The 23,879-nt window shown below is 55.9% G+C and carries 17 protein-coding genes; 6 read left to right on the top strand and 11 right to left on the bottom strand.

The genetic code is table 11. The annotated features are described in order from the left end of the window. Window positions 1–11 precede the first annotated feature (11 nt). The 3 genes from H7U36_RS04175 (at window position 12) to hpf (ending at window position 2,185) form a co-directional block, all read left to right on the top strand. Window positions 12–911: a phosphatase PAP2 family protein gene (locus tag H7U36_RS04175; RefSeq protein ID WP_138303512.1), complete on the top strand. Its 900-nt coding sequence runs from the start codon at window positions 12–14 to the stop codon at window positions 909–911. 18 nt (window positions 912–929) lie between these two features. Beyond that, window positions 930–1,544: a hypothetical protein gene (locus tag H7U36_RS04170; RefSeq protein WP_033125085.1), complete on the top strand. Its 615-nt coding sequence runs from the start codon at window positions 930–932 to the stop codon at window positions 1,542–1,544. 104 nt (window positions 1,545–1,648) lie between these two features. Next, the gene (hpf, locus tag H7U36_RS04165; protein ID WP_033125084.1) at window positions 1,649–2,185 is read left to right on the top strand and encodes a ribosome hibernation-promoting factor, HPF/YfiA family; all 537 of its coding nucleotides are present in this window, start codon (window positions 1,649–1,651) and stop codon (window positions 2,183–2,185) included. A 37-nt stretch (window positions 2,186–2,222) separates the two neighbouring features. Here the strand turns inward: hpf and H7U36_RS04160 are convergent, their stop codons facing one another. After that, window positions 2,223–2,858, bottom strand: a complete 636-nt coding sequence (locus H7U36_RS04160; RefSeq protein WP_033125083.1) for a YigZ family protein — start codon at window positions 2,856–2,858, stop codon at window positions 2,223–2,225. A 162-nt stretch (window positions 2,859–3,020) separates the two neighbouring features. On the opposite strand from H7U36_RS04160, the gene H7U36_RS04155 reads away from it, so the two are divergent. Then, window positions 3,021–5,600, top strand: coding sequence for a transglycosylase domain-containing protein (locus H7U36_RS04155; RefSeq protein ID WP_033125082.1), 2,580 nt, complete (start codon window positions 3,021–3,023; stop codon window positions 5,598–5,600). Between the two features lie 108 nt (window positions 5,601–5,708). On the opposite strand, the gene H7U36_RS04150 is transcribed toward H7U36_RS04155, so the two are convergent. The 4 genes from H7U36_RS04150 to ftsH all read right to left on the bottom strand — a co-directional run bounded on the left by H7U36_RS04150 (window position 5,709) and on the right by ftsH (window position 11,571). Next, a complete protein-coding gene (locus H7U36_RS04150; RefSeq protein WP_033125081.1) occupies window positions 5,709–6,638 on the bottom strand; it encodes an ROK family glucokinase in 930 nt (309 codons plus the stop codon). Window positions 6,639–6,663: 25 nt separating this feature from the next. Continuing rightward, complete coding sequence (hprK, locus tag H7U36_RS04145) at window positions 6,664–7,587, bottom strand: HPr(Ser) kinase/phosphatase (protein WP_033125080.1); 924 nt, start codon at window positions 7,585–7,587, stop codon at window positions 6,664–6,666. Window positions 7,588–7,634: 47 nt separating this feature from the next. Further along, on the bottom strand, window positions 7,635–9,485 hold the full coding sequence (gene uvrC / locus H7U36_RS04140) for an excinuclease ABC subunit UvrC (RefSeq protein WP_138303515.1): 1,851 nt from the start codon (window positions 9,483–9,485) through the stop codon (window positions 7,635–7,637). Between the two features lie 103 nt (window positions 9,486–9,588). Continuing rightward, complete coding sequence (gene ftsH / locus H7U36_RS04135; protein ID WP_033125079.1) at window positions 9,589–11,571, bottom strand: ATP-dependent zinc metalloprotease FtsH; 1,983 nt, start codon at window positions 11,569–11,571, stop codon at window positions 9,589–9,591. 173 nt (window positions 11,572–11,744) lie between these two features. Here ftsH and H7U36_RS04130 point away from each other — a divergent pair, with 173 nt between their 5' ends. Both H7U36_RS04130 and H7U36_RS04125 read left to right on the top strand, forming a co-directional pair. Continuing rightward, window positions 11,745–13,238 carry a DUF1846 domain-containing protein gene (locus H7U36_RS04130; RefSeq protein ID WP_033125078.1) on the top strand — a complete coding sequence of 498 codons (1,494 nt, stop codon included), beginning with the start codon at window positions 11,745–11,747 and terminating at the stop codon, window positions 13,236–13,238. Between the two features lie 56 nt (window positions 13,239–13,294). Continuing rightward, on the top strand, window positions 13,295–14,911 hold the full coding sequence (locus tag H7U36_RS04125) for a CTP synthase (protein WP_191493192.1): 1,617 nt from the start codon (window positions 13,295–13,297) through the stop codon (window positions 14,909–14,911). Window positions 14,912–15,078: 167 nt separating this feature from the next. Here H7U36_RS04125 and hemW read toward each other — a convergent pair whose 3' ends face one another. The 6 genes from hemW to H7U36_RS04095 all read right to left on the bottom strand — a co-directional run bounded on the left by hemW (window position 15,079) and on the right by H7U36_RS04095 (window position 23,798). Next, complete coding sequence (hemW, locus tag H7U36_RS04120; RefSeq protein WP_205155740.1) at window positions 15,079–16,215, bottom strand: radical SAM family heme chaperone HemW; 1,137 nt, start codon at window positions 16,213–16,215, stop codon at window positions 15,079–15,081. A gap of 12 nt (window positions 16,216–16,227) precedes the next feature. Then, on the bottom strand, window positions 16,228–18,042 hold the full coding sequence (lepA, locus tag H7U36_RS04115; RefSeq protein ID WP_307875386.1) for a translation elongation factor 4: 1,815 nt from the start codon (window positions 18,040–18,042) through the stop codon (window positions 16,228–16,230). An 85-nt stretch (window positions 18,043–18,127) separates the two neighbouring features. Continuing rightward, window positions 18,128–19,111 carry a DNA polymerase III subunit delta gene (holA, locus tag H7U36_RS04110; protein WP_033125074.1) on the bottom strand — a complete coding sequence of 328 codons (984 nt, stop codon included), beginning with the start codon at window positions 19,109–19,111 and terminating at the stop codon, window positions 18,128–18,130. Window positions 19,112–19,175: 64 nt separating this feature from the next. After that, entirely contained in the window at window positions 19,176–21,470 is a 2,295-nt protein-coding gene (locus tag H7U36_RS04105; RefSeq protein WP_081957974.1) for a DNA internalization-related competence protein ComEC/Rec2, read from the bottom strand. Window positions 21,471–21,472: 2 nt separating this feature from the next. Then, complete coding sequence (locus tag H7U36_RS04100) at window positions 21,473–22,426, bottom strand: GerMN domain-containing protein (protein ID WP_052083932.1); 954 nt, start codon at window positions 22,424–22,426, stop codon at window positions 21,473–21,475. Window positions 22,427–22,463: 37 nt separating this feature from the next. Beyond that, on the bottom strand, window positions 22,464–23,798 hold the full coding sequence (locus tag H7U36_RS04095) for a sensor histidine kinase (protein ID WP_243425720.1): 1,335 nt from the start codon (window positions 23,796–23,798) through the stop codon (window positions 22,464–22,466). Window positions 23,799–23,879: the final 81 nt, after the last annotated feature.

Here is a 23,879-nt window from a genome sequence, read left to right as displayed (position 1 = left end):
AAGGAGCATTTATGGTTTTTTTATGGTTTCTGGAGTCGCTGCGCACCCCAGCCGCAGACCGGATCATGCAGTTTATCACACAGCTTGGGGAGGAGACAGCGGTCATACTGGTGCTCTGTCTCCTCTACTGGTGCGTCAGCAAAGGGCTGGCCCTCCAGATCGGCTTTTCCTACTTTCTGGCAGGGCTTGCCGTGCAGACTCTGAAGATCACTTTCCGGGTGCCCCGCCCCTGGGTGCTGGATCCTGCCTTCTCCCCCGTGGAGAGCGCAGTGCCTGCGGCCACAGGCTACTCCTTTCCAAGCGGCCACACCCAGAGCGCTGCCTGCCTGTACGGATCCCTGGGCCTCCAGACCTCCAGAAAGGGGCTGCGATGGCTCTGCTTTGCCGTCGTCCTGCTGGTGGGCTTCTCCCGCATGTACCTGGGATGCCACACGCCCTGGGACGTGCTGGGCTCCCTGGCCGTATCCGCCCTTTTTATATGGCTGACCCGGCGGTTCCTGCCCCGGCTGACAGCCGACCCGGTGTCCATGCGTGTCTTCTTCGCGCTGCTCCTTCTGGTCTGTCTGGGGATCACGGTCTTAGCCCTCCTCCTTCGCCAATACGGCCTCCTGCCCCAGGTGTACGCCGTGGACTGCTTCAAGGCTGTGGGCGCCGGACTGGGCTTTGCCGTGGGATGGTATCTGGAGGCCACCAGGCTCCGGTTTCAGACCGCCGCTCCCTGTCTCTGGATGCAGGCTGTCAAATTCGCGGCCGGTATTTTCGGGATTTTTGTCCTGAACAGCACCATTCCCCTCATCACGGGCGAATGTGTGATTGCAAAAATCATAAAATACTTTATACTGGTATTATGGATCATGGTAATCTATCCCGCCCTCTTCAGCCGGGTAGTGCCGCCCTGTCCGAAAAACTAATACCCAAAGGAGGATTTTATGAAAAAGTATTTCGCCGCTTTTCTCTCCCGTCTGGCCATGTTCATGGAATTTTTTATCTCCATCATGCTGGCCGTCGGCATCATTCTTCTGTGCTTACGGCTTGCCAGCTCCCTGATCTACATACCGGACCTGGACAGGTACCCGAACTACGAAGATCTCCTTGAGGCCTGCTTTGAGCTCATCATCGGCGTGGAGCTGATACGGATGATGTACTACCACACGCCGGACACCGTGTTCGAGGTGCTCCTCTTTGCCATTGCCAGGCAGATCATCATCGACCACTCTTCCGCTTTTTCCAGCCTGATCGGCGTGTGCGCCATCGCTGTCCTGTTCGCCACGAGGAAATATCTCTTCTTCGGCTTTGACCTGGCAGAGAAAAATATGTTCCGGGGCTCGTCCCGGGTGCGGGTAGTCAATAAGATCATGGGGTGTCAAATCCCCCACGAGACGGACGCCGAGACACTGGAGGCTGTCCTGCGGGCAAAATGCAGGGCAGAGGATATTGAACCCAGAGAGGGGGCCTGCGTCTATTTTGAAGATACCGGCCTGCGGGTGGCCAAAATGCGTGACGGAAAAATTTCAAGAATTGAAGTAATACATGCTATACATTGACAGAAAAACATGTTATACTCCTTATATCAGATAGAAATGAATTGTCCTACATTTTTGTCAGACATTATTTCTCCTGAAATCATATCGTAAAGGAGTTGGACAGCATGAAATTTATCATTAGTGGAAAGAACATCGAGATCACGCCCGGCTTAAAAGACACCATTACACGCAAGCTCGGTAAACTGGAGAGGTACTTCACCCCTGACACCGAGATCATCGTCACACTGAGCGTGGAAAAGGAACGCCAGAAGATTGAGGTGACCATTCCTGTAAAGGGAAATATTATCCGCTCCGAACAGGTCAGCAGCGACATGTATGTATCCATTGATCTTGTGGAGGAAGTCATTGAGAGACAGCTTCGCAAATATAAAACAAAGCTCATCGCGAGACATCAGGACGGCAGCAATTTCAAGCAGGAATTCTTCGACGAGGAGGACGCTCCCGAGAGCGACGAGGAAATTAAGATCGTCCGCACAAAGCGCTTCGGCATCAAGCCTATGTATCCGGAGGATGCCTGCATCCAGATGGAGCTTCTGGGGCACGATTTCTTCGTATTCTGCAACGCGGAGACCGATGAGGTGAATGTCGTATATAAGAGAAAGAACGGAACCTTCGGCCTGATCGAGCCGGAATTCCAGTAAAAATACAGTCTTCCAAAATACAGGTCCTGGAATGAAATCATTCCAGGACCTGTATTTTTCCGTCTATGTCGCCGTAGAAGCACTTTCCCGCCTCCTCCAGCACCGCTTTCCCGTTTGTCCCGTCTGTCAGCTCCTCCTCCAGGGCAGGCCAAAGCGCCTCCGGCACCAGGGCGGTCAGCTCCACCTTCTCTGTGTAGGAGCTGTCCAGCACCGGTATGCCCCTCTCTCCCAGAATGTACTGTATCTTTCCCAGGCCGGTGTAATCTGTGGTGATCTTCAGTTTAACTCCCTGTATCCTGGTTATAATCAAAGAGGAGGCCAGTCCTTCCTTCGCCGCACCCTGGTAGGCTCTCACAAGTCCCCCTGTGCCCAGGAGGATACCGCCGAAATACCGGGTTACCACCACCGCCGTGTCATGGATGTTCTCCCCCAGGAGCACATCCAGCATGGGCCTGCCCGCCGTGCCGCCCGGCTCCCCGTCATCGCTGTACCGCTGTATGTCCTGGTGATCCCCGATGACGTAGGCGTAGCAGTTGTGCCTGGCGTCCCAGTACTTCTTCCTGACCGTTTCGATAAACTCCGCGGCCTCCTCCTCGCTCTTTACCGGGCGGACTGTGGCGATAAATCTGGACCTTTTCTCCGTGATCTCCCCTTCTCCGCCCCGGAATACCATTCTGTGATCCACTTTGCGTTCCTCCTCTGTTCTTTGCGCTGTCATCTACTACTATAACGGATTTCTTAAGTTTTTCCTACCTAAATATGAAGTTTTCATTTTTTTCTTTATTTCAATATGTATATTTGCTATAATGTCTAAAGTATGAAGGAGGCTGAATACATGAATTATGGAAAGAAAAAGGCTTCTAAAAAACAAAAGCAGATAACGTCGAAATCAACCATGCAGGGTAAGCGGGTCACTGTCCGGCTGTTGAAGGCTTTTATCCTGTGTGTTCTTGCTATATGTATCATCGGGATGATCGGCGGTCTGATTTTTGTGAAGAGGATCCTTGACAATTCACCGGAGGTCACACCTGACGATGTGCGTCCGAAAGGGTACACGACCATCGTCTACGCTGACGACGGGGCCACTGAGCTGGAGCGGTTCGTGGAGGCCGGCTCCAACCGCGAATACAAATCCATCGACCAGATCCCCGTGGATCTGCAGCACGCTTTCGTCGCCATTGAGGACGAGCGCTTCTATGAGCACAACGGTATTGACCCGCAGGGTATCCTGCGAGCCGCTGTCACGGGAATTACTTCAGGCGGCGACTTCTCACAGGGAGCCAGCACGCTGACCCAGCAGCTCATAAAGAACAACGTCTTTCCCGACTTTGTAAATGAGGAAACCTTTTACGACCGTCTGGAGAGAAAGATCCAGGAGCAGTTCCTGGCTCTGGACATCGAAAAACAGATGTCAAAGGACGAGATCATGGAGGCATATCTGAACACCATCAACCTGGGGCAGAACACCCTGGGCGTGCAGTCCGCCTCCAAGCGCTATTTCAACAAGGATGTATCCGAGCTGACGCTGTCCGAGTGCGCGGTTCTCGCCAGCATCACCCAGAACCCGTCCCTCTACAATCCCATCACCAACCCAGACGCCAACGCGAAACGGCGCACCGAGGTTCTGAACAAGATGCTGGATCAGGGATATATCGACCAGGCGGCCTACGATGAGGCGGCAGCCGACGACGTGTACGCCAGAATTCAGGCTGTCAACGCGGCCATCGGAGAGGATTCACCTTATTCCTATTTTATAGACGCCCTCTCCGAGCAGGTCATCGACGATCTCATGTCCCGCCTCGGGTACACGGAAAGCCAGGCATACAACGCCCTCTACAGCGGCGGCCTGACTATCATCTCCACACAGAACACTGCCATGCAGCAGATCTGCGATGAGGAGATGAACAATGACGCCAACTTCCCATGGCTGAAGGAGTACGGTCTCTCCTACGCGCTGACCGTCACCCGGGCGGACGGCACCATAGAGAACTACGGCTCTGAGAGCGTGGAGGCGTACAGGGAAAACACCTATGGCATTGAAAACGCCCTCATCTTTTCCTCCGAGGACGCTGCCAGAGCTATGGTGGAGGAGTGGAAGGCCACGATTGCCCAGGAGGGCGACACCTATGACGAGCGCATCACCATCACGCCTCAGCCCCAGGCTTCTGTCACCATCATCGACCAGGCCACCGGCCAGATCAAGGCCATGGTAGGCGGAAGGGGCGCCAAGGAGACAAGCCAGAGCCTGAACAGGGCCTACAGAGGCTCCACAAGGCAGCCGGGTTCCTGCTTCAAGATCCTGGCCACCTACGCCCCCGCCCTGGACACGAACCAGATCACGCTGGCCAGCGTCTTTGACGACCAGCCCTGGCATTACTCAAACGGCACGGAATTCAAGAACGTGGGCAACAAGTACTACGGCAACGTCACCGTCCGGGAGGCCATCGCCCAGTCCATGAACTCTGTGGCCGTGCAGACCATACAGCAGATCGGTCCCCAGCTGGGATATGAGTACGCAAAGAACAACTTTTCCATGAGCTCACTTGTGGAGAGTGATATGTACGAGCCCATCGCTCTGGGAGGTCTGACAAATGGTGTATACAACTATGAGCTGTGCGCGGCCTTTGCGTCCATCGCCAACGGCGGCGTATACAACACGCCAACCCTATACTCAAAGATCCTGGATCACGACGGCAATGTGCTGATCGAGAACCCCACGGAGTCTCATCAGTCCGTCAAGGACAGCACAGCCGCTCTCCTCACAAGCGCCATGCAGAGCGTTGTGGAGGAGGGAAGCGGATCAGCCGCTGCCCTGGACAACATGCCGGTAGCCGGCAAGACGGGAACAGCGGACAGTGACAAGGATATCTGGTTCTGCGGCTTCACCCCCTATTACACCTGTGCGGTGTGGGGCGGCTACGATGACCCGAAATCCATGACCAACATTGACACTACCTTCCGTTTCCGGATCTGGAAGTCCATTATGAGCCGCATCCACGCGGGTCTGGAGACAAAGCAGTTTGAGATGCCCACATCGGTGGAGCAGAAGACCATCTGCACAGTGACCGGGCAGCTCGCGAGGCCTGGATGCCCCTCAAGGACAGAGTTCTTTGCGTCAGACAATTCACCTACAGAGACCTGTCCGGGACACGGTTCTACGGGATCCACCGACGACACAGGAACTGACACCACCACTGATGGCAGCACTTCCGACACTAGCGGAGGCAGCACCACCACGACCACACCGGGCAGCGGCGGAGATACTACCCCCACTCCCGATCCGGGCGCCGGAGGCGGCGGAGGTGGCGGCGAAACCACCAATCCTGATCCGGGCACCGGAGGCGGAGGTGGCGGCGAAACCACCAATCCTGATCCGGGCACCGGAGGCGGAGGTGGCGGCGAAACCACCGGATAGAAATCAAAATAAAAGCAGGTGCGAATGAGCAGCAGCTCATTCACACCTGCTTTTATTTATACCTCTTTTTTCTACATCTCTGCCTATATCCACCCGGCTCTGTCCGTGTCAGATGATCAGCCTTGCCGCTCCGCAGATACCGGCGTCATTGCCCAGTGTGGCCAGCACGATCTTTGTATCCTTGTTGGCAAAGAAAGCCTTCTCCTGGAAGGGCTTCTCGATGAAAGGCAGAAGGGCAGGTCCCGCATTGGAAACGCCGCCGCCGATGACGATCATCTCGGGATCCACGATCACTGCCATGTTGGCGAGGGCATGTCCCAGATAAGCTCCAAACTCCTCCGCAATCTCAATCGCCACTCTGTCGTCCTTCTTCACCGCGTCAAAGACTGACTTTGCGCTGAGGTTTTTCCCCTCCAGCAGCGTCTTCCCGTGTAGCTTTGCAAGGCGCAGCTTTGCAAGACGGGCGATTCCTGTGGCGGACGCGTACTGCTCCAGACATCCGGTCTTCCCGCAGCCGCACTTTTCTGTCTCGCTGTAGTTCACACAGATATGTCCGATCTCGCCGCCGGCTCCGTTTGCCCCTGCAATGACATGTCCCTGGCAGATCACGCCGCCGCCCACGCCAGTGCCCAGCGTCACCATAATCATGTTGCTGCAGCCCTTTCCGGCTCCCAGCCACATCTCGCCCAGGGCCGCCACATTGGCATCGTTTCCGATTTCAGCCCGGATTCCCGGCAGAAGCTCCTCCATCTCCTTTTTAACATTTTTATAGCCCCATCCGATATTGGCGCTGTTCTTTACAATTCCTTCACTAACCGGAGCCGGCACGCCGACTCCCACGCCCGCTGTCTCCTCCGCGGAAATTCCTTTTTCCTCCATCTTAGCGCGGACAGAGGCCGCGATATCCGGCAGGACCTGCTTTCCCTCATTCTCTGTGTGAGTCTTGATCTCCCATTTCTCGTACAGCTCTCCCTCCGTGGAAAACAGTCCCATCTTCACGGTTGTTCCGCCAATATCTACTCCAAAACAATACTTCATCTTCTGACTCCCTATTCCTTATTTTCTATTTCTTTGCCAGGTTCCTCTGCACCCTTTTGTACAGCTCCTCCGCCGCGTTATAGCCCATCTTCTTCTGTCTGTAGTTGATGGCCGCCGTCTCCACGATGATGGAGAGGTTACGCCCGGGACGGATGGGAAGCTGATGGCAGACAACCTTGTTGCCGAGGAACTCTGTGTACTGCTCCTCCATACCAAGCCTGTCGTATTTCTTCTCCCTGTCCCAGTCCTCCAGGGTGATGACCAGCTCGATATTCTGGGTCTCCCTGACGCTCTGCACGCCGTAGAGCATTTTGACATCCACAATACCGATACCGCGCAGCTCGATAAAATGCTTTGTCACGTCGGGCGCGGTTCCCACCAGGGTGTCGTCACTGACCTTGCGGATCTCCACCACGTCGTCGCTGACAAGACGGTGTCCCCTTCTCACCAGCTCCAGAGCCGCCTCGCTCTTGCCGATGCCACTCTCGCCCATGATCATCACGCCCACGCCGTACACATCTACCAGTACGCCGTGGATGGAAATGCAGGGCGCCAGCTGCACATTCAGCCAGCGGATCAGCTCTGCGGTAAAGGCGGAGGTCTTCATCTCCGTGGAGAAGATGGGCACATCCAGCTCCTGCGCCTTCTCCAGCAGCTCCTGATCCGGCTTCAGGGCACGACAGAAGATAATGCAGGGGATCTTGTAGGCGAGCAGCGTCTCGTAGACCTTGATCTTTGTGGCCTCATCCATCTGCTCTAAAAACGTATATTCCACATATCCGATAATCTGCACTCTCTCCGCGTCGAAATGGTCAAAGAAGCCTGTAAGCTGCAGAGCCGGCCTGTTGATATCCGGCACCTCCACATATTTGTCAGCCAGCCCCACGTCGGGAGTCAGATTTTTCAGGTTCATCTTCTCGACGATCTTCTGAATTTCTATTTTTGACATGTCTTATCTCCTTTTCTGTTTTTAAATACTATGACAAGTATAACACATCAGTGAAAAAACTTATACACCTCCTGCGCTGATTTTTCATTCATGCTGGGCAGTTTTTTCAGGTCCTCCACATCCGCCTGCCGTATCTCATCCAGGCTGGCAAAATGCTTCATCAGATCCTTTCTCCTGGCCGGCCCCACCCCGGGGATATCGTCCAGGACAGAATGAACCTGCTCCTTGCTGCGCAGCTTTCTGTGAAACTCTATGGCAAACCGGTGGGCCTCGTCCTGTATCCTGGTGATCAGCTTAAAGCCCTCTGAATTCCGGTCAATGGGAAGCTCTTTATTATTATAGTAGAGTCCTCTGGTACGATGGCTGTCGTCCTTCACCATACCGCACACAGGTATGTTCAGGTGGAGCTCATCCAGCACCTGGAGGGCGATCCCTACCTGTCCCTTTCCTCCGTCCATGAGGATCAGGTCCGGAAAAGCGGTAAAGCTTCCCGTCTCCTTCCCCTCTTCCCGCTCCTCCAGGCCGTGGCGGAACCTTCTTGTCAGCACCTCTTTCATGCTGGCGTAGTCGTCCGGCCCCTGGACGCTCTTAATGCGGAATTTGCGGTAATCGTTTCTCTTTGGCTTTCCCTTCTCGTAGACCACCATAGAACCGACAGAGGCAAACCCGCTGATATTGGAGATGTCATAGGCCTCCATCCGGTTCAGGTGCTCCAGGCCAAGAAGGCGGGCAATCTCCTTCACCGCGCCGATGGTGCGGCCCTCCTCCCGCTTCAGCCTCTCCCTGTCCTTACTGAGCACCAGGGCAGCATTCTTTTCCGCCAGCTCCACCAGCTTCTCCTTTGTCCCTTTTTTGGGCACACGGATATGCACCCTGTGGCCTCGCTTCTGGCTCAGCCATTCCTCCAGGACCTCCCCGTCCTCGATCTCAGTCTGGGTCATCAGCTCCGCCGGTATATAGGGTGTACCGGCGTAGAACTGCTTGATAAAGCTGGAGATGATCTCCCCTGTGGTCTCGTCCCCGCTCAGCTTCAGATAAAAATGGTCTCTCCCAATCAGCCTGCCGCCCCGGATAAAGAAGACCTGCACCACCGCGTCCTCTTTGTCCGTGGCTGCCGCCAGGATATCCCTGTCGTTGCCGGCTGTGTCGGTAATCTTCTGCTTCTGGGCGATCTTCTTCACGCTTCCCAGAAGCTCCCTGTACTCGATGGCCTTCTCGAACTCCAGGTCCTCGGAGGCCTTCATCATCTTCTCCTCCAGCTCCTTCAAAATAACCTCATAATTTCCTCCCAAAAAGCGGAGCACCTCGTCTATGGATTTCCTGTAGGTCTCCTGGGACACGTACCCCTGACAGGGGGCGTCGCACTGGTGGATATGATAGTTCAGGCAGGGCCTCTCCTTCCCCGTATCTCTGGGAAGGCGGCGGTTGCAGCTCCTCACCTTGTACAGCTTGCGGATCAGCTCGATGGTGTCCTTGACAGCCCCCGCGCTCGTGTAGGGGCCAAAGTATTTCGCCTTGTCCTTCACCATGCGCCTGGCCATCATGATCCGGGGAAAGGGCTCATCCACCGACACCTTGATAAAGGGATAGGCCTTGTCGTCCATGAGCATGGTGTTGTATTTGGGCCTGTGCTCCTTGATCAGATTACACTCCAGGACAAGGGCCTCCAGCTCCGAATCTGTCACAATGTACTCAAAGCGGGTGATGTGGGTCACCATCTGCTCAATCTTCACGCTCTTGCCTCGGCTGCTCTGGAAATACTGCCGCACCCGATTCTTCAGGCTGATAGCCTTCCCCACATAGATGATCTCATCCTTCTCATCGTGCATCAGATACACGCCGGGCTTCCCCGGCAATTTTTTCAGTTCTTCCTGTATATCAAAATTACTGTTTTCCATATTCCTGCTTTCCATGGTTAACATTATACTGTCCCGCATGAAAAAGGACAAGGGAAAATCTTCCCCTGTCCTAAACTCAAGCCTTAGTTATCTCACAATCCGCTTATACTGTGCTGTTGTTCTCAGTTTCGCTCTCATCTGTTGCCGTCTCTTCAGTGTTGCCCTCCACCGGCTTCATGGAGATGCGGGCCTCCTTCGGCTCCTCGCCGTCCTGCCTGTCCTCAGTCTCGGGAAGTCCCTCTACCTCCCGGAAGATCTTCATAAACTCTTTTCCGGTGATGGTCTCCTTCTCAATCAGGAAGGCAGCGATCCTGTCCAGCGCCTCCCTGTGCTCGCTCAGCAGCCTCTTGGCCTCCTCATAGGCCCCCTTGAGCATCTTCATCACTTCCTGGTCGATCTCAGAGGCTGTCTCCTGGCCGCAGTTCAGGACCGGTCTTCCATCCAGATAGCGGTTCTGGATCGACTCAAGGCCGATCAGGCCAAATCTCTCGCTCATGCCGTACTGGGTGATCATGGCCCTGGCAATGCTTGTGGCCTTCTCGATATCGTTGGAGGCTCCGGTTGTGACTGTGTCAAAGACGATCTCCTCGGCGGCACGGCCTGCCAGCATACCTACCAGCATGGCCTCCAGCTCCTTCTTCGTGTTCAGGAACTTCTCCTCCTCAGGCGTCTGCATCACATAGCCGAGGGCTCCCATGGTCCTGGGGACGATGGTGATCTTCTGCACCGGCTCCGCGTGCTTCTCGAGAGCGCTCACAAGGGCGTGCCCCACCTCGTGGTAGGATACGATCCTTCTCTCCTCCTGGCTCATGATACGGTCCTTCTTCTCCTTGCCCACAAGGACTGTCTCCACCGCCTCAAAGAGGTCGCTCTGAGAGACAGCGTTTCTGCCGTGCTTCACCGCATTGATAGCGGCCTCGTTGATCATGTTGGCCAGGTCTGAGCCCACAGCGCCGGATGTGGCCAGGGCAATGGCCTCCAGATCCACGGTCTCATCCATGCGCACGTCCTTGGCGTGAACCTTCAGCACGTCGATACGGCCCTTCAGATCCGGCCGCTCCACGATGATCCGCCTGTCGAACCGTCCCGGGCGCAGAAGCGCCGGATCCAGGATCTCCGGACGGTTGGTGGCTGCCAGAAGAAGCAGTCCCTTATTTGTGTCAAATCCATCCATCTCCGCCAGGAGCTGGTTCAGTGTCTGCTCCCTCTCGTCGTTGCCGCCAAGCTGGGTGTCGCGGCTCTTTCCGATGGCGTCGATCTCATCGATGAAAATGATACAGGGCGCCATCTGCTGGGCCTGCTTGAAAAGGTCGCGGACTCTGGAAGCGCCCACGCCCACATACATCTCCACAAAGGCCGATCCTGACAGGGAGAAGAAGGGCACCTTCGCCTCCCCCGCTACCGCCTTGGCAAGCAGCGTCTTTCCGGTTCCCGGAGGTCCCACAAGGAGGGCGCCCTTGGGAAGCTTGGCCCCCACGCCGGTATACTTTCCCGGATTGTGCAGGAAATCCACTACCTCCTGGAGTGACTCCTTGGCCTCGTCCTGGCCCGCCACATCCTTGAAGGTGACGCCTGTCTGCTTCTCCACATACATCTTGGCGTTGCTCTTTCCAATACCCATCATGCCGCCGCCCTTGGACATCTTCTTTGTAAACCACACGCAGAGGCCCACAATGCAGGCAATGGGAAGGAAGGTAAAAATGATACTCAGCAGCATGGAGGATGTGGTGTCAGGTATCTCCTGGTTCACCTCCACTCCCGCATCCAGCAGGCGGTCCACAAGCTGGTCATCGTTGACGATACCCGTGTAGTATTCCTTCTGCACAGTGTCGTCCTTTCCCTGCTTGGCTGTTATATCGATCTGGTTGGCTCCTATATCAACCTTTTCTACGTCTCCGTCCTCTACCATCTTGATAAACTTGTTGTAGGATATCTCCTCAGCGCTCTCCATTCCCTGGAACTGGAAGAGGAGCAGCACGAGGATCGTTGTGATCAGCGTTACGATCAAAACGAACGAGGCTCCCTGCCGGTTGTTCCGGTTCGGATCCTGGTTGTTATTTCTGTTCTGATTGTTCTGGTTGTCCATATTTCTCCTCCTGTACATATGTACCATCTTATTATAAGTATCCCCTGTTTTAAAATCAATAAAAACATTATGAAAAGATTGTAAACTCGGGCTTTCCTGTAGTATACTTGTGAAGGAAATGTGTATTTTTCTTTACATATATTACAGGGAAAATAAATGAAAGGAACTGACAAATGAAAATTGGATTTGACAACGAAAAATATCTTCACATGCAATCCTCCCACATCCGTGAGAGGATTGACAAATTCGGCGGTAAGCTCTATCTGGAGTTCGGCGGAAAGCTCTTCGACGACTACCACGCCTCCAGAGTGCTGCCCGGCTTTGCACCTGACAGCAAGCTTCGGCTGCTGAAGCAGCTGGCAGACCAGGCGGAGATCGTCATTGTCATCAGCGCGGGGGACATCGAGAAGAACAAGGTGCGGGGAGATCTGGGGATCACCTACGATTCAGACGTTATCCGCCTGCGGGACGAGTTCATCCGGGCCGGACTCTATGTGGGGAGCGTTGTCATCACCCAGTACAGCGGGCAGAGCAGCGCGGATCTTTTCAAGGCCCGGCTGGAGCGCCTGGGCATCCGCGTGTACCTCCACTACATCATTCCCGGCTATCCGGGAAATGTGCCTCTTATCGTCAGCGACGAGGGCTACGGAAAAAATGATTATATTGAGACATCCAGACCTCTTGTAGTCATCACCGCTCCGGGGCCGGGAAGCGGAAAGATGGCCACCTGCCTCTCTCAGCTCTACCACGAGCACAATCGGGGCGTCCAGGCGGGGTACGCGAAATTCGAGACCTTCCCCATCTGGAACATTCCTCTGAAGCACCCGGTGAACCTGGCCTACGAGGCAGCCACAGCGGATCTCAACGACGTGAACATGATCGACCCCTTCCACCTGGAGGCCTACGGCGAGACAACGGTCAACTACAACAGGGACATTGAGATTTTCCCGGTCCTGCGCACTACCTTTGAGCGCATTTACGGGGAGAGCCCCTACAAGTCCCCCACAGACATGGGCGTAAACATGGCCGGCAACTGTATCTGCGACGATGAGGTATGCCGCCAGGCCTCCCTCCAGGAGATCATCCGCCGGTACTACGACACCATGGACCGGTTTATCGCCGGCGCCTGCTCCGAGGAGGAGGTGTTCAAGATCGAGATGCTCATGAACCAGGCAGGGATCACCGCCCACGACCGTCCTGTTGTGGACGCGGCCCTGAACCGGGCGGAGCAGACCGGGGCTCCGGCCGCCGCCCTGGAGCTACCGGACGGAAGGATCGTCACCGGAAAGACAAGCGACCTGCTGGGCGCCTCCGCAGCTCTTCTTCTGAACGCGCTCAAGGAGCTGGCAGGCATTGACCACGCATGCCACGTGATCTCCCCGGAGGCCATTGAGCCCATCCAGAAGCTGAAGGTCAACTACCTGGGAAGCCACAATCCCCGGCTTCACACGGACGAGGTGCTCATCGCCCTCTCCGTCAGCGCGGCCACGGACAGAAACGCCCAGCTGGCTCTGGAGCAGCTGCCGAAGCTGAAGGGCTGTCAGCTTCACACCTCTGTCATGGTCAGCCAGGTGGACATCAATATCTTTAAGAAATTGTTTATACAGGCAACTTTCGAGCCAAAATATGAAAAAAAGACTGTTTTTCAGGAAGAAAAAGGTATATAATATGTTTTTTAAAAGAAATGAACCACGAAACATCTGACAGACAAAAGGAGGAAACTATGGCAGTAAAATATGTATTTGTGACAGGCGGCGTAGTATCGGGACTTGGCAAGGGCATCACAGCCGCATCCCTTGGCCGGCTCCTGAAGGCGAGAGGGTATACGGTGACCATGCAGAAGTTTGATCCCTATATCAACATCGACCCGGGAACCATGAACCCGGTACAGCACGGAGAGGTCTTTGTCACAGACGACGGGGCGGAGACGGACCTGGATCTGGGCCACTATGAGCGCTTTATCGACGAGAGCCTCACAAAGAATTCCAATGTGACCACAGGCAAGATCTACTGGTCTGTCCTGCAGAAGGAAAGGCGGGGCGATTTCGGCGGAGGCACCGTACAGGTGATCCCCCACATCACGAACGAGATCAAGAGCCGCTTCTACCGCAATCCTGTCGCAAAGGATACAGAGATTGCCATTATCGAGGTGGGCGGCACGGTAGGCGACATTGAGAGCCAGCCCTTCCTGGAGGCCATCCGGCAGTTCCAGCACGAGAAGGGACGGGAAAATGTCATCCTCATCCACGTCACCCTCATCCCCTACCTGCGGGCATCCCAGGAGATGAAGACAAAGCCCACCCAGGCCAGCGTCAAGGATCTGCAGGGCATGGGCATCCAGCCTGACATCATCGTGTGCCGCTCCGAGCATCCTCTGGACCAGGGCATCAAGGACAAGATCGCCCTCTTCTGCAATGTGCCGGCTGACCATGTGCTCCAGAACCTGGATGTGGAGTATCTGTATGAGGCTCCCCTTGCCATGGAAAAAGAGCACCTGGCAGAGGTTGTCTGCGAGTCACTTCACCTGGAGTGCCCTGAGCCGGATCTGAAGGACTGGACAGAGATGGTGGACTACTTAAAGAGCCCCAACACAGAGGTCACAGTGGCTCTTGTCGGAAAATATATCCAGCTCCACGACGCCTACATCAGCGTAGTGGAGGCGCTGAAGCACGGAGGCATCTTCTCCCGGGCCACCGTCAACATCAAGTGGGTGGACTCGGAGACTGTCACGCCTGACAACGTGGGCGAGCTTCTGGGCGATGTGAGCGGTATTCTCGTACCCGGCGGCTTTGGCAGCCGGGGCATTGACGGCAAGATCCAGGCCATCCGCTATGCCAGAGAGAACAACATCCCCTTCCTGGGCCTGTGCCTTGGCATGCAGCTTGCCATTGTGGAATTTGCCAGGGATGTGGTTGGCTTCCACGACGCACACAGCGCGGAGCTGGACCCGGACACCACGCACCCGGTCATCCACATCATGCCGGACCAGATCGGCATCGAGGACATCGGCGGCACCCTGCGTCTCGGCTCCTACCCCTGTGTGCTTGATAAGAGCTCCAAGGCCTACGCCCTCTACGGCAAGGAGGAGATCCACGAGCGTCACCGCCACCGCTATGAGGTGAACAACGACTACAGGGATGACCTCACCTCTCACGGCATGATGCTCTCCGGCCTGTCACCGGACGGACGCATCATCGAGATGATCGAGATCCCCTCCCACCCGTGGTTTATAGCCACCCAGGCCCACCCCGAGCTGAAATCAAGACCCAACAGGCCCCACCCGCTGTTCAAGGGATTTGTGGAGGCAGCGCTGAAATATCAGAGTGAGCACGAAAAATAGAACAAAAGAAAGACTGGAAATATATAGGGAAAAGCGAAAAAGTTCAGGAGCTTCCGCAAGGGCTCCTGAACTTTTTCTTTGTGGCGTCATCATAATGCTCTGCGCCGTCACAACCTCTGTTGCAACGATTTCCGCCGCTGTCTGCTCCCCCTTCCCACTTTTGCCTCCTACTCCCCATCCAACAGGAACTCGCTCATCACATAGTTGCTGACATCAATCCCTCTCTTCGTCAGCCGCACCTTGTCCCCGGCTGATTTTAGCAGTCCCTGGCCCTGCAGGCGCTCTATGGTCGCTCCATAGACCTGATCCATGTCCTCCTGAAACTGCTCCTGAAAGCGTCGGCGGGAGACCCCCTCCATCTTCCGCAGTCCCAGGAACATGAACTCCTCCATGGCATCCTTCCTGGTGAGGGTTTCCGGCTCCTCTCCTTCCGTCCAGCGCCTTCCGCCCATGAGGGAGGCAGCTCCCGGTCCGATGCCCAGATACTCCCGGCGATCCCAGTAGCCCAGATTGTGGCGGCACTCGTACCCGGGGCGGGCGTAATTGGAGATCTCATAGCGATGGAGGCTGTACTCCGACAGGATTTCCTCTGTCCGCTCATACATCCGCCTCTCTGTGTCCTCGTCCGGCAGCTCCTCTGCGTGCCTGCCACCTCCATACCTCTCATAGAAGGGCGTCCCCTCCTCTATGATGAGACTGTAGGCGGAAATATGGGCAGGTGGCGGGGTCAGTCCTGCCACAGCCCGCAGGGTCTTCTCCCAGCTCTCCTCTGTCTGAAAGGGGATGGCGGACATGAGATCCACATTGATATTGGAAAATCCCGTCTCCACCGCAGCCTGGTAGGTGTCCCTGAAGTCTCTCCATGTGTGGATCCGTCCCAGAGCCTCCAGCTCCCGGTCGTCCGCCGACTGCAGCCCGATGCTCAGCCGGTTGATGCCGGCCTGCCGCCAGACCCTCAGCTTCTCCCGGGAAAGTCCCATTTCTTCTGCCCCGGATCCGGCCACGGTTCCCGGGTTGCACTCCAGGGTGATCTCCGCATCCCCGTCCACAGAAAAGGCCCCCCGGATGGCCGCAAAAATCTGCAGGATCTGCTCTCCTGTCAGGATGGACGGCGTTCCCCCGCCAAGGAAAATGCTGACAACATGATAAGCCTTCGCGATGTCCCGGTAAGACCGGAGCTTTTCGCAAAGGCTGTCCACATACTCCTGCCGCTCCCGCCGGCCTGCGGGGGCGGACAAGAAGTCACAGTATTTACATTTTCTGACGCAGAAGGGAATGTGGATATATAATTCCAGTTCTTTCATCTGCTTCTCCTCTTATTTGTCATCCAGCTTCAGCACGCTCATGAAGGCCTTCTGTGGGATCTCCACATTGCCCACCTGGCGCATCCGCTTCTTTCCTTCCTTCTGCTTTTCCAGCAGCTTTCTCTTCCGGCTGATATCGCCGCCGTAGCACTTGGCAAGCACGTCCTTGCGCAGAGCCTTGACCGTCTCTCTGGCGATGATCTTGCTTCCGATGGCAGCCTGGATAGGGATCTCAAAGAGCTGGCGGGGGATCTCCTCCTTCAGCTTCTCGCACATCTTCCTGCCCCTCTCGTAGGCAGTCCCGGCGTGGACGATAAAGGACAGGGCATCCACCTCCTCCTTGTTGATCAGGATGTCCAGCTTCACCAGCTCAGATCTCTGGTAGCCCAGCATCTCATAGTCAAAGGAGGCGTAGCCCCTTGACCGGGATTTGAGAGCGTCAAAGAAGTCGTAAATGATCTCGTTCAGGGGCAGGTGATACCGGAGAACCGCTCTCGTCTCCTCAATGTACTCCATGCCCTGGTACTCGCCCCGCCTCTCCTGGCAGAGCTCCATGATGGAGCCGATGTACTCGGAGGTCACCATGATCTCCGCTTTTACCATAGGCTCCTCCATGTATTCGATCTCCGAGGGATCCGGCAGGTTGGAGGGATTGGTCAGCTCGATGACCTCCCCGTTTGTCTTGTGCACCTTGTAGATAACACCCGGTGCCGTGGTCACCAGATCCAGGTTGTACTCTCTCTCCAGTCTCTCCTGGATGATCTCCAGGTGGAGCAGTCCCAGGAAGCCGCAGCGAAATCCAAAGCCCAGGGCCACAGAGGTCTCCGGCTCGAACTGCAGGGACGCGTCGTTGAGCTGCAGCTTTTCCAGGGCGTCTCTCAGATCCGGATACTTGGCCCCGTCTGCGGGATACATGCCGCAGTACACCATGGGCTGCACCTTCTTGTAGCCCGGAAGGGGCTCGCTGCAGGGATGGTTCGCGTCTGTCACCGTATCTCCCACCCGGGTGTCCTTTACATTTTTCAGGCTGGCTGTAAAGTAGCCCACCATGCCGGCCTCCAGCTCATTGCAGGGGATGAACTGCCCTGCTCCGAAGTAGCCCACCTCCACCACATCAGCGGTAGTGCCTGTGGCCATCATGTGGATGGACATTCCCTTGCGGATTGTCCCCTCCATGATCCGGCAGAAGACAATGACACCCTTGTAGGAGTCGTACAGGGAGTCAAAGATCAGGGCCTTGAGGGGCGCCTTCGGATCCCCTGTGGGGGCAGGTATCTTCTGGATGATCTGCTCCAGCACCTGATCCACGTTCAGGCCTGTCTTGGCGGAGATGAGGGGCGCGTCCTGGGCCTCGATCCCGATCACATCCTCGATCTCCTCGATGACTCTCTCCGGCTCCGCGCTTGGCAGATCCACCTTGTTGATGACCGGCATCACATCCAGGTCGTGATCCAGCGCCAGATACACATTGGCCAGCGTCTGGGCCTCCACACCCTGTGCCGCGTCCACCACCAGGATCGCGCCGTCGCAGGCCGCCAGGCTCCGGGACACTTCATAGTTAAAGTCCACATGTCCCGGTGTGTCGATAAGGTTGAAAATATATTCGTGACCGTCCTTTGCCTTGTAGACGGTCCGGACGGCCTGGGACTTGATGGTGATGCCCCTCTCCCGCTCCAGATCCATATTATCCAGCACCTGGGACTGCATCTCACGGCTTGTGAGAAGGCCGGTCATCTCGATGATGCGGTCCGCCAGGGTTGATTTCCCATGGTCAATATGGGCAATGATACAAAAATTCCGAATTCTGCTCTGTTCTATTTCTCCCACTTCTATCGTTCCTTCCATAGTAAGTAATATTCCATTTCAGCTCCCATATCATAGCATGACTGCCCCGCTTTGCGCAAGCGCACTGTCATGCCTGAGCGCTGTATTTTACAATAAAGATCTCCACGCACATGGTGTTGTCCAGCCGCCCCGTCTTGGCCGCCTCCTCCATATCCGCGGCGTCCTCCAGTATACTGCGGATCTGCCGCCCGGAAAATCCTTTGCTCTGATCCATACATTTCCCAGCCACGTAGGGGTGTAGCCCCGCGCTCTGGGCAATCTGCTGCCTTCCGAGGCCCTTCTTCATCAGGTCCTTCACCTCCAGCAGGATGCGGAACTGCCTTGTCAGGAGGGCCAGGATCCGAAGAGGCGGCTCCTTCAGCGCCACCAGGTCATAGTAGTAGTCCAGTGCCTTTTTCTGCTGCTTTTTGGCCACAGCGTCCACCATGTCAAAGATCCGGTTTGTGATTTGGGTCGTGCAGATGTCCTCCACGTCCTGTATGGTGATCTCATCCTTAAAAGCCGTGTAGGAGAACAGCTTCTCCAGCTCCTTTTCCAGATTTTCCATATCTGTCCCAGCCTTTGAGATCAGATACCGCACCGTAGACTCCTGGATCCTTTTGTTCTCTCTTTTCACAGCCGAGGCGATCCACAGAAGGAGGGTCTTCTCGTCCTGCATGCCCATCTCCACGACGCGCCCTTTGTCCTTGACCGCCTTGTACAGCTTTCCCCGCTTGTCCACCTCTGTCTCGACAAAGAGAAAGATCACCGTGTCCGGCATCGTCTTAATATAGTCCGCCAGCTCCGGGGATGCGGTCTTGAAAAATCCCGAGTTCTCCACCACAATGAGCCGGTGGTCCGCAAAAAAGGGCATGGTCTCCGCCAGATCTATAATCTCCGGGACACTGGTATTTTTCCCCTCATAGTAGGAATAGTTCATAGTGTCCCCCTCAGGGATGATGGCCTTTGTGAGCCGCTGCTTGTATTGTTTCTTCAGGTAGGCCTCCTCCCCGTAGAGGAGATATACGTTTTTAAATTGTCCGGTCTTTATATCTTCATTTAAATTCTTCATGTTGACTATTATAAGCGATTTGTGCCGGTCTTGACAAGGGAAGATAACATCCGGGGCAGCGAAATCAGATCAGGAACCCGCGGATACTCATTTTCCTGCCGTCTGTCCGGATGGTCACAGCTCCGCTGCGTGCCGTCTGGTATACCAGGCAGCCAGCCTGCGAAAGCCTCTCCATCGTCTCCTTATGGGGATGTCCGTACCGGTTGTCCCGGCCGGCTGAAATAAGGGCCACATCAGGGGATGCCTGCCTTAGAAGCTCCTCTGATGTGGAATTTTTCGAGCCGTGATGGGCCACCTTCAACACATCGTATGTCTTTTCCAGCCTCTGTGCCAGCACCTCCTCGCCCTCCCCCTCCACGTCACCTGTAAGGAGCATGTCAAAGGCACCGCAGGATACGTCCAGCACAAGGGAGGCCCCGTTTCCCGGCATCAGCTCATCTCCTCTCCCGGGCTGGAGGCAGGTCACTGTGAGGCTGCCCCAGGACAGAGCACCTCCCCTGTCCATGAACGCAAGGGGAACGCCCCGCTTTTCAGCCTCCTTTGCCAGAGCCTGCAGCTTCTCATCCCACACTTCGGGAACAGGCAGCACAAGGCAGCACACCTTCACTCCCATCTCCTGCCTTCCCAGCAGCTCTTCCACCCCATTCATGTGGTCGCCGTCCCCGTGGGTCACGAATACATAGTCCAGCTTTCCCACACCTTTCGCCTTTAAAAACGGCTCGATCCGGTATCTGCCGGCCTGGTCCGTATCGCTGCTGCCCCCGTCCACAAGAATGCTGGTTCCGTCGTCCGCCCGGATAAAAATGCTGTCCCCCTGGCCCACATCCAGCACAGTGATCTCCGTCTGGCCCAGACTGCCCAGCCGGGAGGCAGGCCCGGCAAAGAGCAGGACTGCCAGCCCCGCCAGCACAGGGACGAAGGCTCTGCGCCTCTCCCGCGGGCAGTGCCGGTCCTCCTTCCTCTCCCTTCTTCTGGCCAAAGCCCAGAGAACCATGGTGATCCCCAGCGCCGCATAGTAGAACCAGACCGTATCCATCCCCGGCTGCCCTGTCACAAGGCGGCTCCCCGGGAGGGCAAGGGCAGCCCGGCAGCTGACCTCATAGACATCCAGTATCCTGCCGGATATCCAGAGGAGCGCCAGCCCTGCCGGCTCAACTGCCATGTACAGAAGGCTGCCCGCCATCCCCAGAAAAAGGAGGGCTGACATGAGGGGGATCACAAGCAGATTTAAGAGCACAGAGTAGACGGGAAACTCAAAATAGTGGTACAGTGTGACCGGAAAGAGGATCATCTGCACACCCAGGCTGGATTGCAGCGCCTGCACCAGACCTGTCTTTGCTTTCGCCAGCCTGCCCCTGCTCCCTGCCTGACGTCTCCTGTTCTCCTCCGCCTGCCGGTTCTTTCCTGGCAGCCGGATCAGCTCGCCGAGAAGCCACATCCCAAGGATCGCCCCGAAGGACATCTGAAATCCCCCGTCATAGAAGGACAGGGGCTGCCACAGGATGACCACCACAGCTGCCGCGGACAGGGCGGTGATCATGTCGTAGACCCTTCCTGTCATATCTGCTCCCACCCGTATGAGAAACATGACAAGGGAGCGCAGCACCGCCACGCCTGCGCCGATCATGAGGATGTACAGCAGCAGAAACCCAATGCCGAGAAGACCTCCCACCAGATAGGAGCCTGTGCGGCGCCTCAGAAACTGATAGGAGCCGATGCCGATAAAGGACAGGTGTAGCCCTGATATGGACAGGATGTGGGCAATGCCGTTGACCTGGTAGAGCTCCTTTGTCTCCGGATCCATGCCCTGCCGGTCCCCCAGGATCATAGCCGCCAGGATGCCGCCGTCCTTCTCTCCCGCCGCCTCCAAAAGAGCGGCTTTCCACGCTCTGCGGAACCTCTCAAGAGCGTCCCGCAGACGCCAGAAGGTGCCATCTGTCACCTCTACGCTCTGTGTCCACAGGCCTGCGTGTATGTTCTGTCTCTGATAATAAAACTTCTGATCAAAATTTCCGGGATTTCGCGCCTCATCGAAGAAAAAGAGCTGTCCCCTGGCGCGCAGGATATTTCCTGTCCGAAGATCCGTCTTATCAGGATCGTATAAGATCACGCCGGCCTCCCCCACGGTTCGGCCGGACTTTGTGATAGAATTCTCTCTTAGATAAAATACATTGTAATCTGCCTTCTCTTCCCTTTTCCACACCTGCCCTTCTATAAGGACCGTGTCCCCCTCCTCAAAGGCCGCCCGGGCAGGGGGATCCCTAAGCTCCTCCAGGAAAACGTCTCCGCCCAGGTGGACGGCGAGAAAAGCGGCAAGCAGGAAGAGCGAGCAAAAAATAAACAATCGTCTTTCTTTCAATATTATTCCGTTTCCTCCACCAAATCCGGATTTCTCTCCAGGGGATGGCTCAGATCCACCGCATTTCTGAATTTGATATCAGACTCTCCATTCACAGAGATCTGCACAGACTGAACCTCCCCGTCTCCGTTCTCCACAAGGGAATTCACTATGGAGTAGACTGCCAGCTCCGGGGAGACCTGGTAATCCTGGGAGAGAAATCCCTCATCAAAATTCACATAGCAGATGCCATCCTTTACAGAAACTCCCAGGAGGATCGTGTCCGACGGCAGCGTGTCCTGGCACTCCTGGGTCCGGGGCCCCTTCAGGAGCTGCTCCAGGATCAGCTTCTGCAGGGATGTATTGCTGTTGTACCTCACATTTACCGTCTCCCGCGCCAGACTGTTCCCATCTGCGTCGGCAAAGTACAGAGTCAGATCTGTCTTCTCATAGGAATTCAGGGCAGAGCCTATATTTCGCACAAAGTCCTCCGCCCCCATGTAGCCTGTCTCTGTCCCGTCCGCCTCCCGGAGAGGCTGATCGCCTATGAAGAAGCGGACCCTGCTGATGCCCTCGATCTGCGTCAGGGACTGAACCACAGCGGCCCGCAGCAGTACCTCGCTCTTCTTGGAGAGACTGCTGTAGGAGTCGCTGAAGGTCAGGTCCAGCTTCCCGTTCCGGAGATCCTTTACCTCCACGGACACCTCCTCAGGGATCGCACTCACATACCCCTCCGGGGCCCCGGGCTCTTTCATCTCCTCAAGGGCCTCCCGAACCATATCCCGGGTTTCTCCTGCGGACGGCTCCCAGGCCACCGGCATAAGAGACACGCTTCCCTGCTCCACATAGAGCAGATACTCCTCTCCCTGCTTCGGGGCGCTCCTATCCCCACCGCATCCGGTGAGAAGTCCCAGGGCCAGAAGAAGGGCCGCAGACAGGGCTGCCGCTCTCTTCACTGGTCTGTACAGATTTTTCATATGCAGAAACCTCCTTCCAATCTCCCTGTCCAGGCGATCAGACAACATAGCTCAAGGGGATGCGCACTGTAAATGTGGTTCCCTCCCCCACCTGGCTGTACACCTTGACAGCGCCCCGGTGAAGAACCACCGCATTTCTGGCAATGGCAAGGCCAAGCCCGGTGCCGCCGATCTCCCTGGAGTGGGATTTATCCACCCGGTAGAACCGCTCGAAAATGTGCTCCTGTGCCTCCGCCGGTATGCCGATGCCCGAGTCAGCCACCTCGATGTAGAAGAATTTATGGTCTGCGTTCAAGGACACATGAACCCATCCGCCCTCCACATTGTACTTCACAGCGTTCTCCACAAGATTTGTAATAGCAAGGGAAAGCTTTACCTCGTCAATTTCTGCGTTTACAGGCCGAAAGCTTTCAAAGACCACCTCGATGTTGGCCGCCGCCGCGATGGGCTGAAGCCGCTTCAGGATCTTCTCCACCAGTTCGTTGATGTTGGTCTGCTTCACATCCAGAGTGGAAGCCGTCTTGTCCATCTTGACAAGGGACAGAAGGTCGTTGATGATCTTGTCCTCCCGCTCGATCTCCTCCGAAAGATCCGCCATAAACTCCCTGTACAGCTCCACAGGCGCGTCCTCCTGCACAAGCAGGGAGTCCGCCAGCACCTTCATGGAGGTGATGGGTGTCTTCAGCTCGTGAGACACGTTGGCCACAAACTCCTGCCTGGAATCGTCTAGTATCTTCAGACGGCCCAGCATCTTGTTAAAGGCCTCAGACAGAAGACTTGTCTCTGTGTATGCATTTTCGTGGAGATAGTTGGTGTCATAGCCCTCGCTGACCGCCTCGATGGAGGAGGTGATCCTGGCAAAGGGGCGGACCATGACAGAGCCCAGTATGACAGCGAGAGCTGCTACCAGGAGGGCTGTCACTCCCACAGCCACCCAGGCTGTGCCTCCCAGCACGCTCAGGCCGTCCAGGACAGAGTCAGCGGACACGCTGGCAAGCAGAACGCCGGACACCTGCTCGCTTCCCGGGACGAACACCGGAGAAGTCACCTCAATATACTGGTTGTCCCGGTCGTAGATCTTCGTTCCCTCCCCCTCAAAGCACTGCATCACATCCTCGGACACAATGATCTTCCCTGTATCCAGGTCATATGTATCCTCCGTGATCTGATACTGACTGTTGATCAGCATGATGCGGCCATTGTAAATACCTGACATCTGCTCCAGCTCAGCCTCCAGCACCTCCGAGAGACCTGTATCCAGGTATCCCCCGGCGCCGATCTGATTGCACAGGATCGTGCACTGGTTCTGCAGCTGGGCGGTCCGCACATCGACCGCCCTGTTTTCATAGCTTTCCAGGATAACTGCTTTCAAGACAAGGCAGGGAATGATCCCCACTGCTATAAAAAGAAATATGATTCGAAACTTCAGACTTTTCAAAAAATGATTTCTGAA

The organism is Faecalicatena fissicatena, assembly GCF_016900595.1.
Lineage (GTDB): Bacteria > Bacillota > Clostridia > Lachnospirales > Lachnospiraceae > Claveliimonas > Claveliimonas intestinigallinarum.
This window is presented reverse-complemented; position numbering and strand designations above follow the sequence as displayed.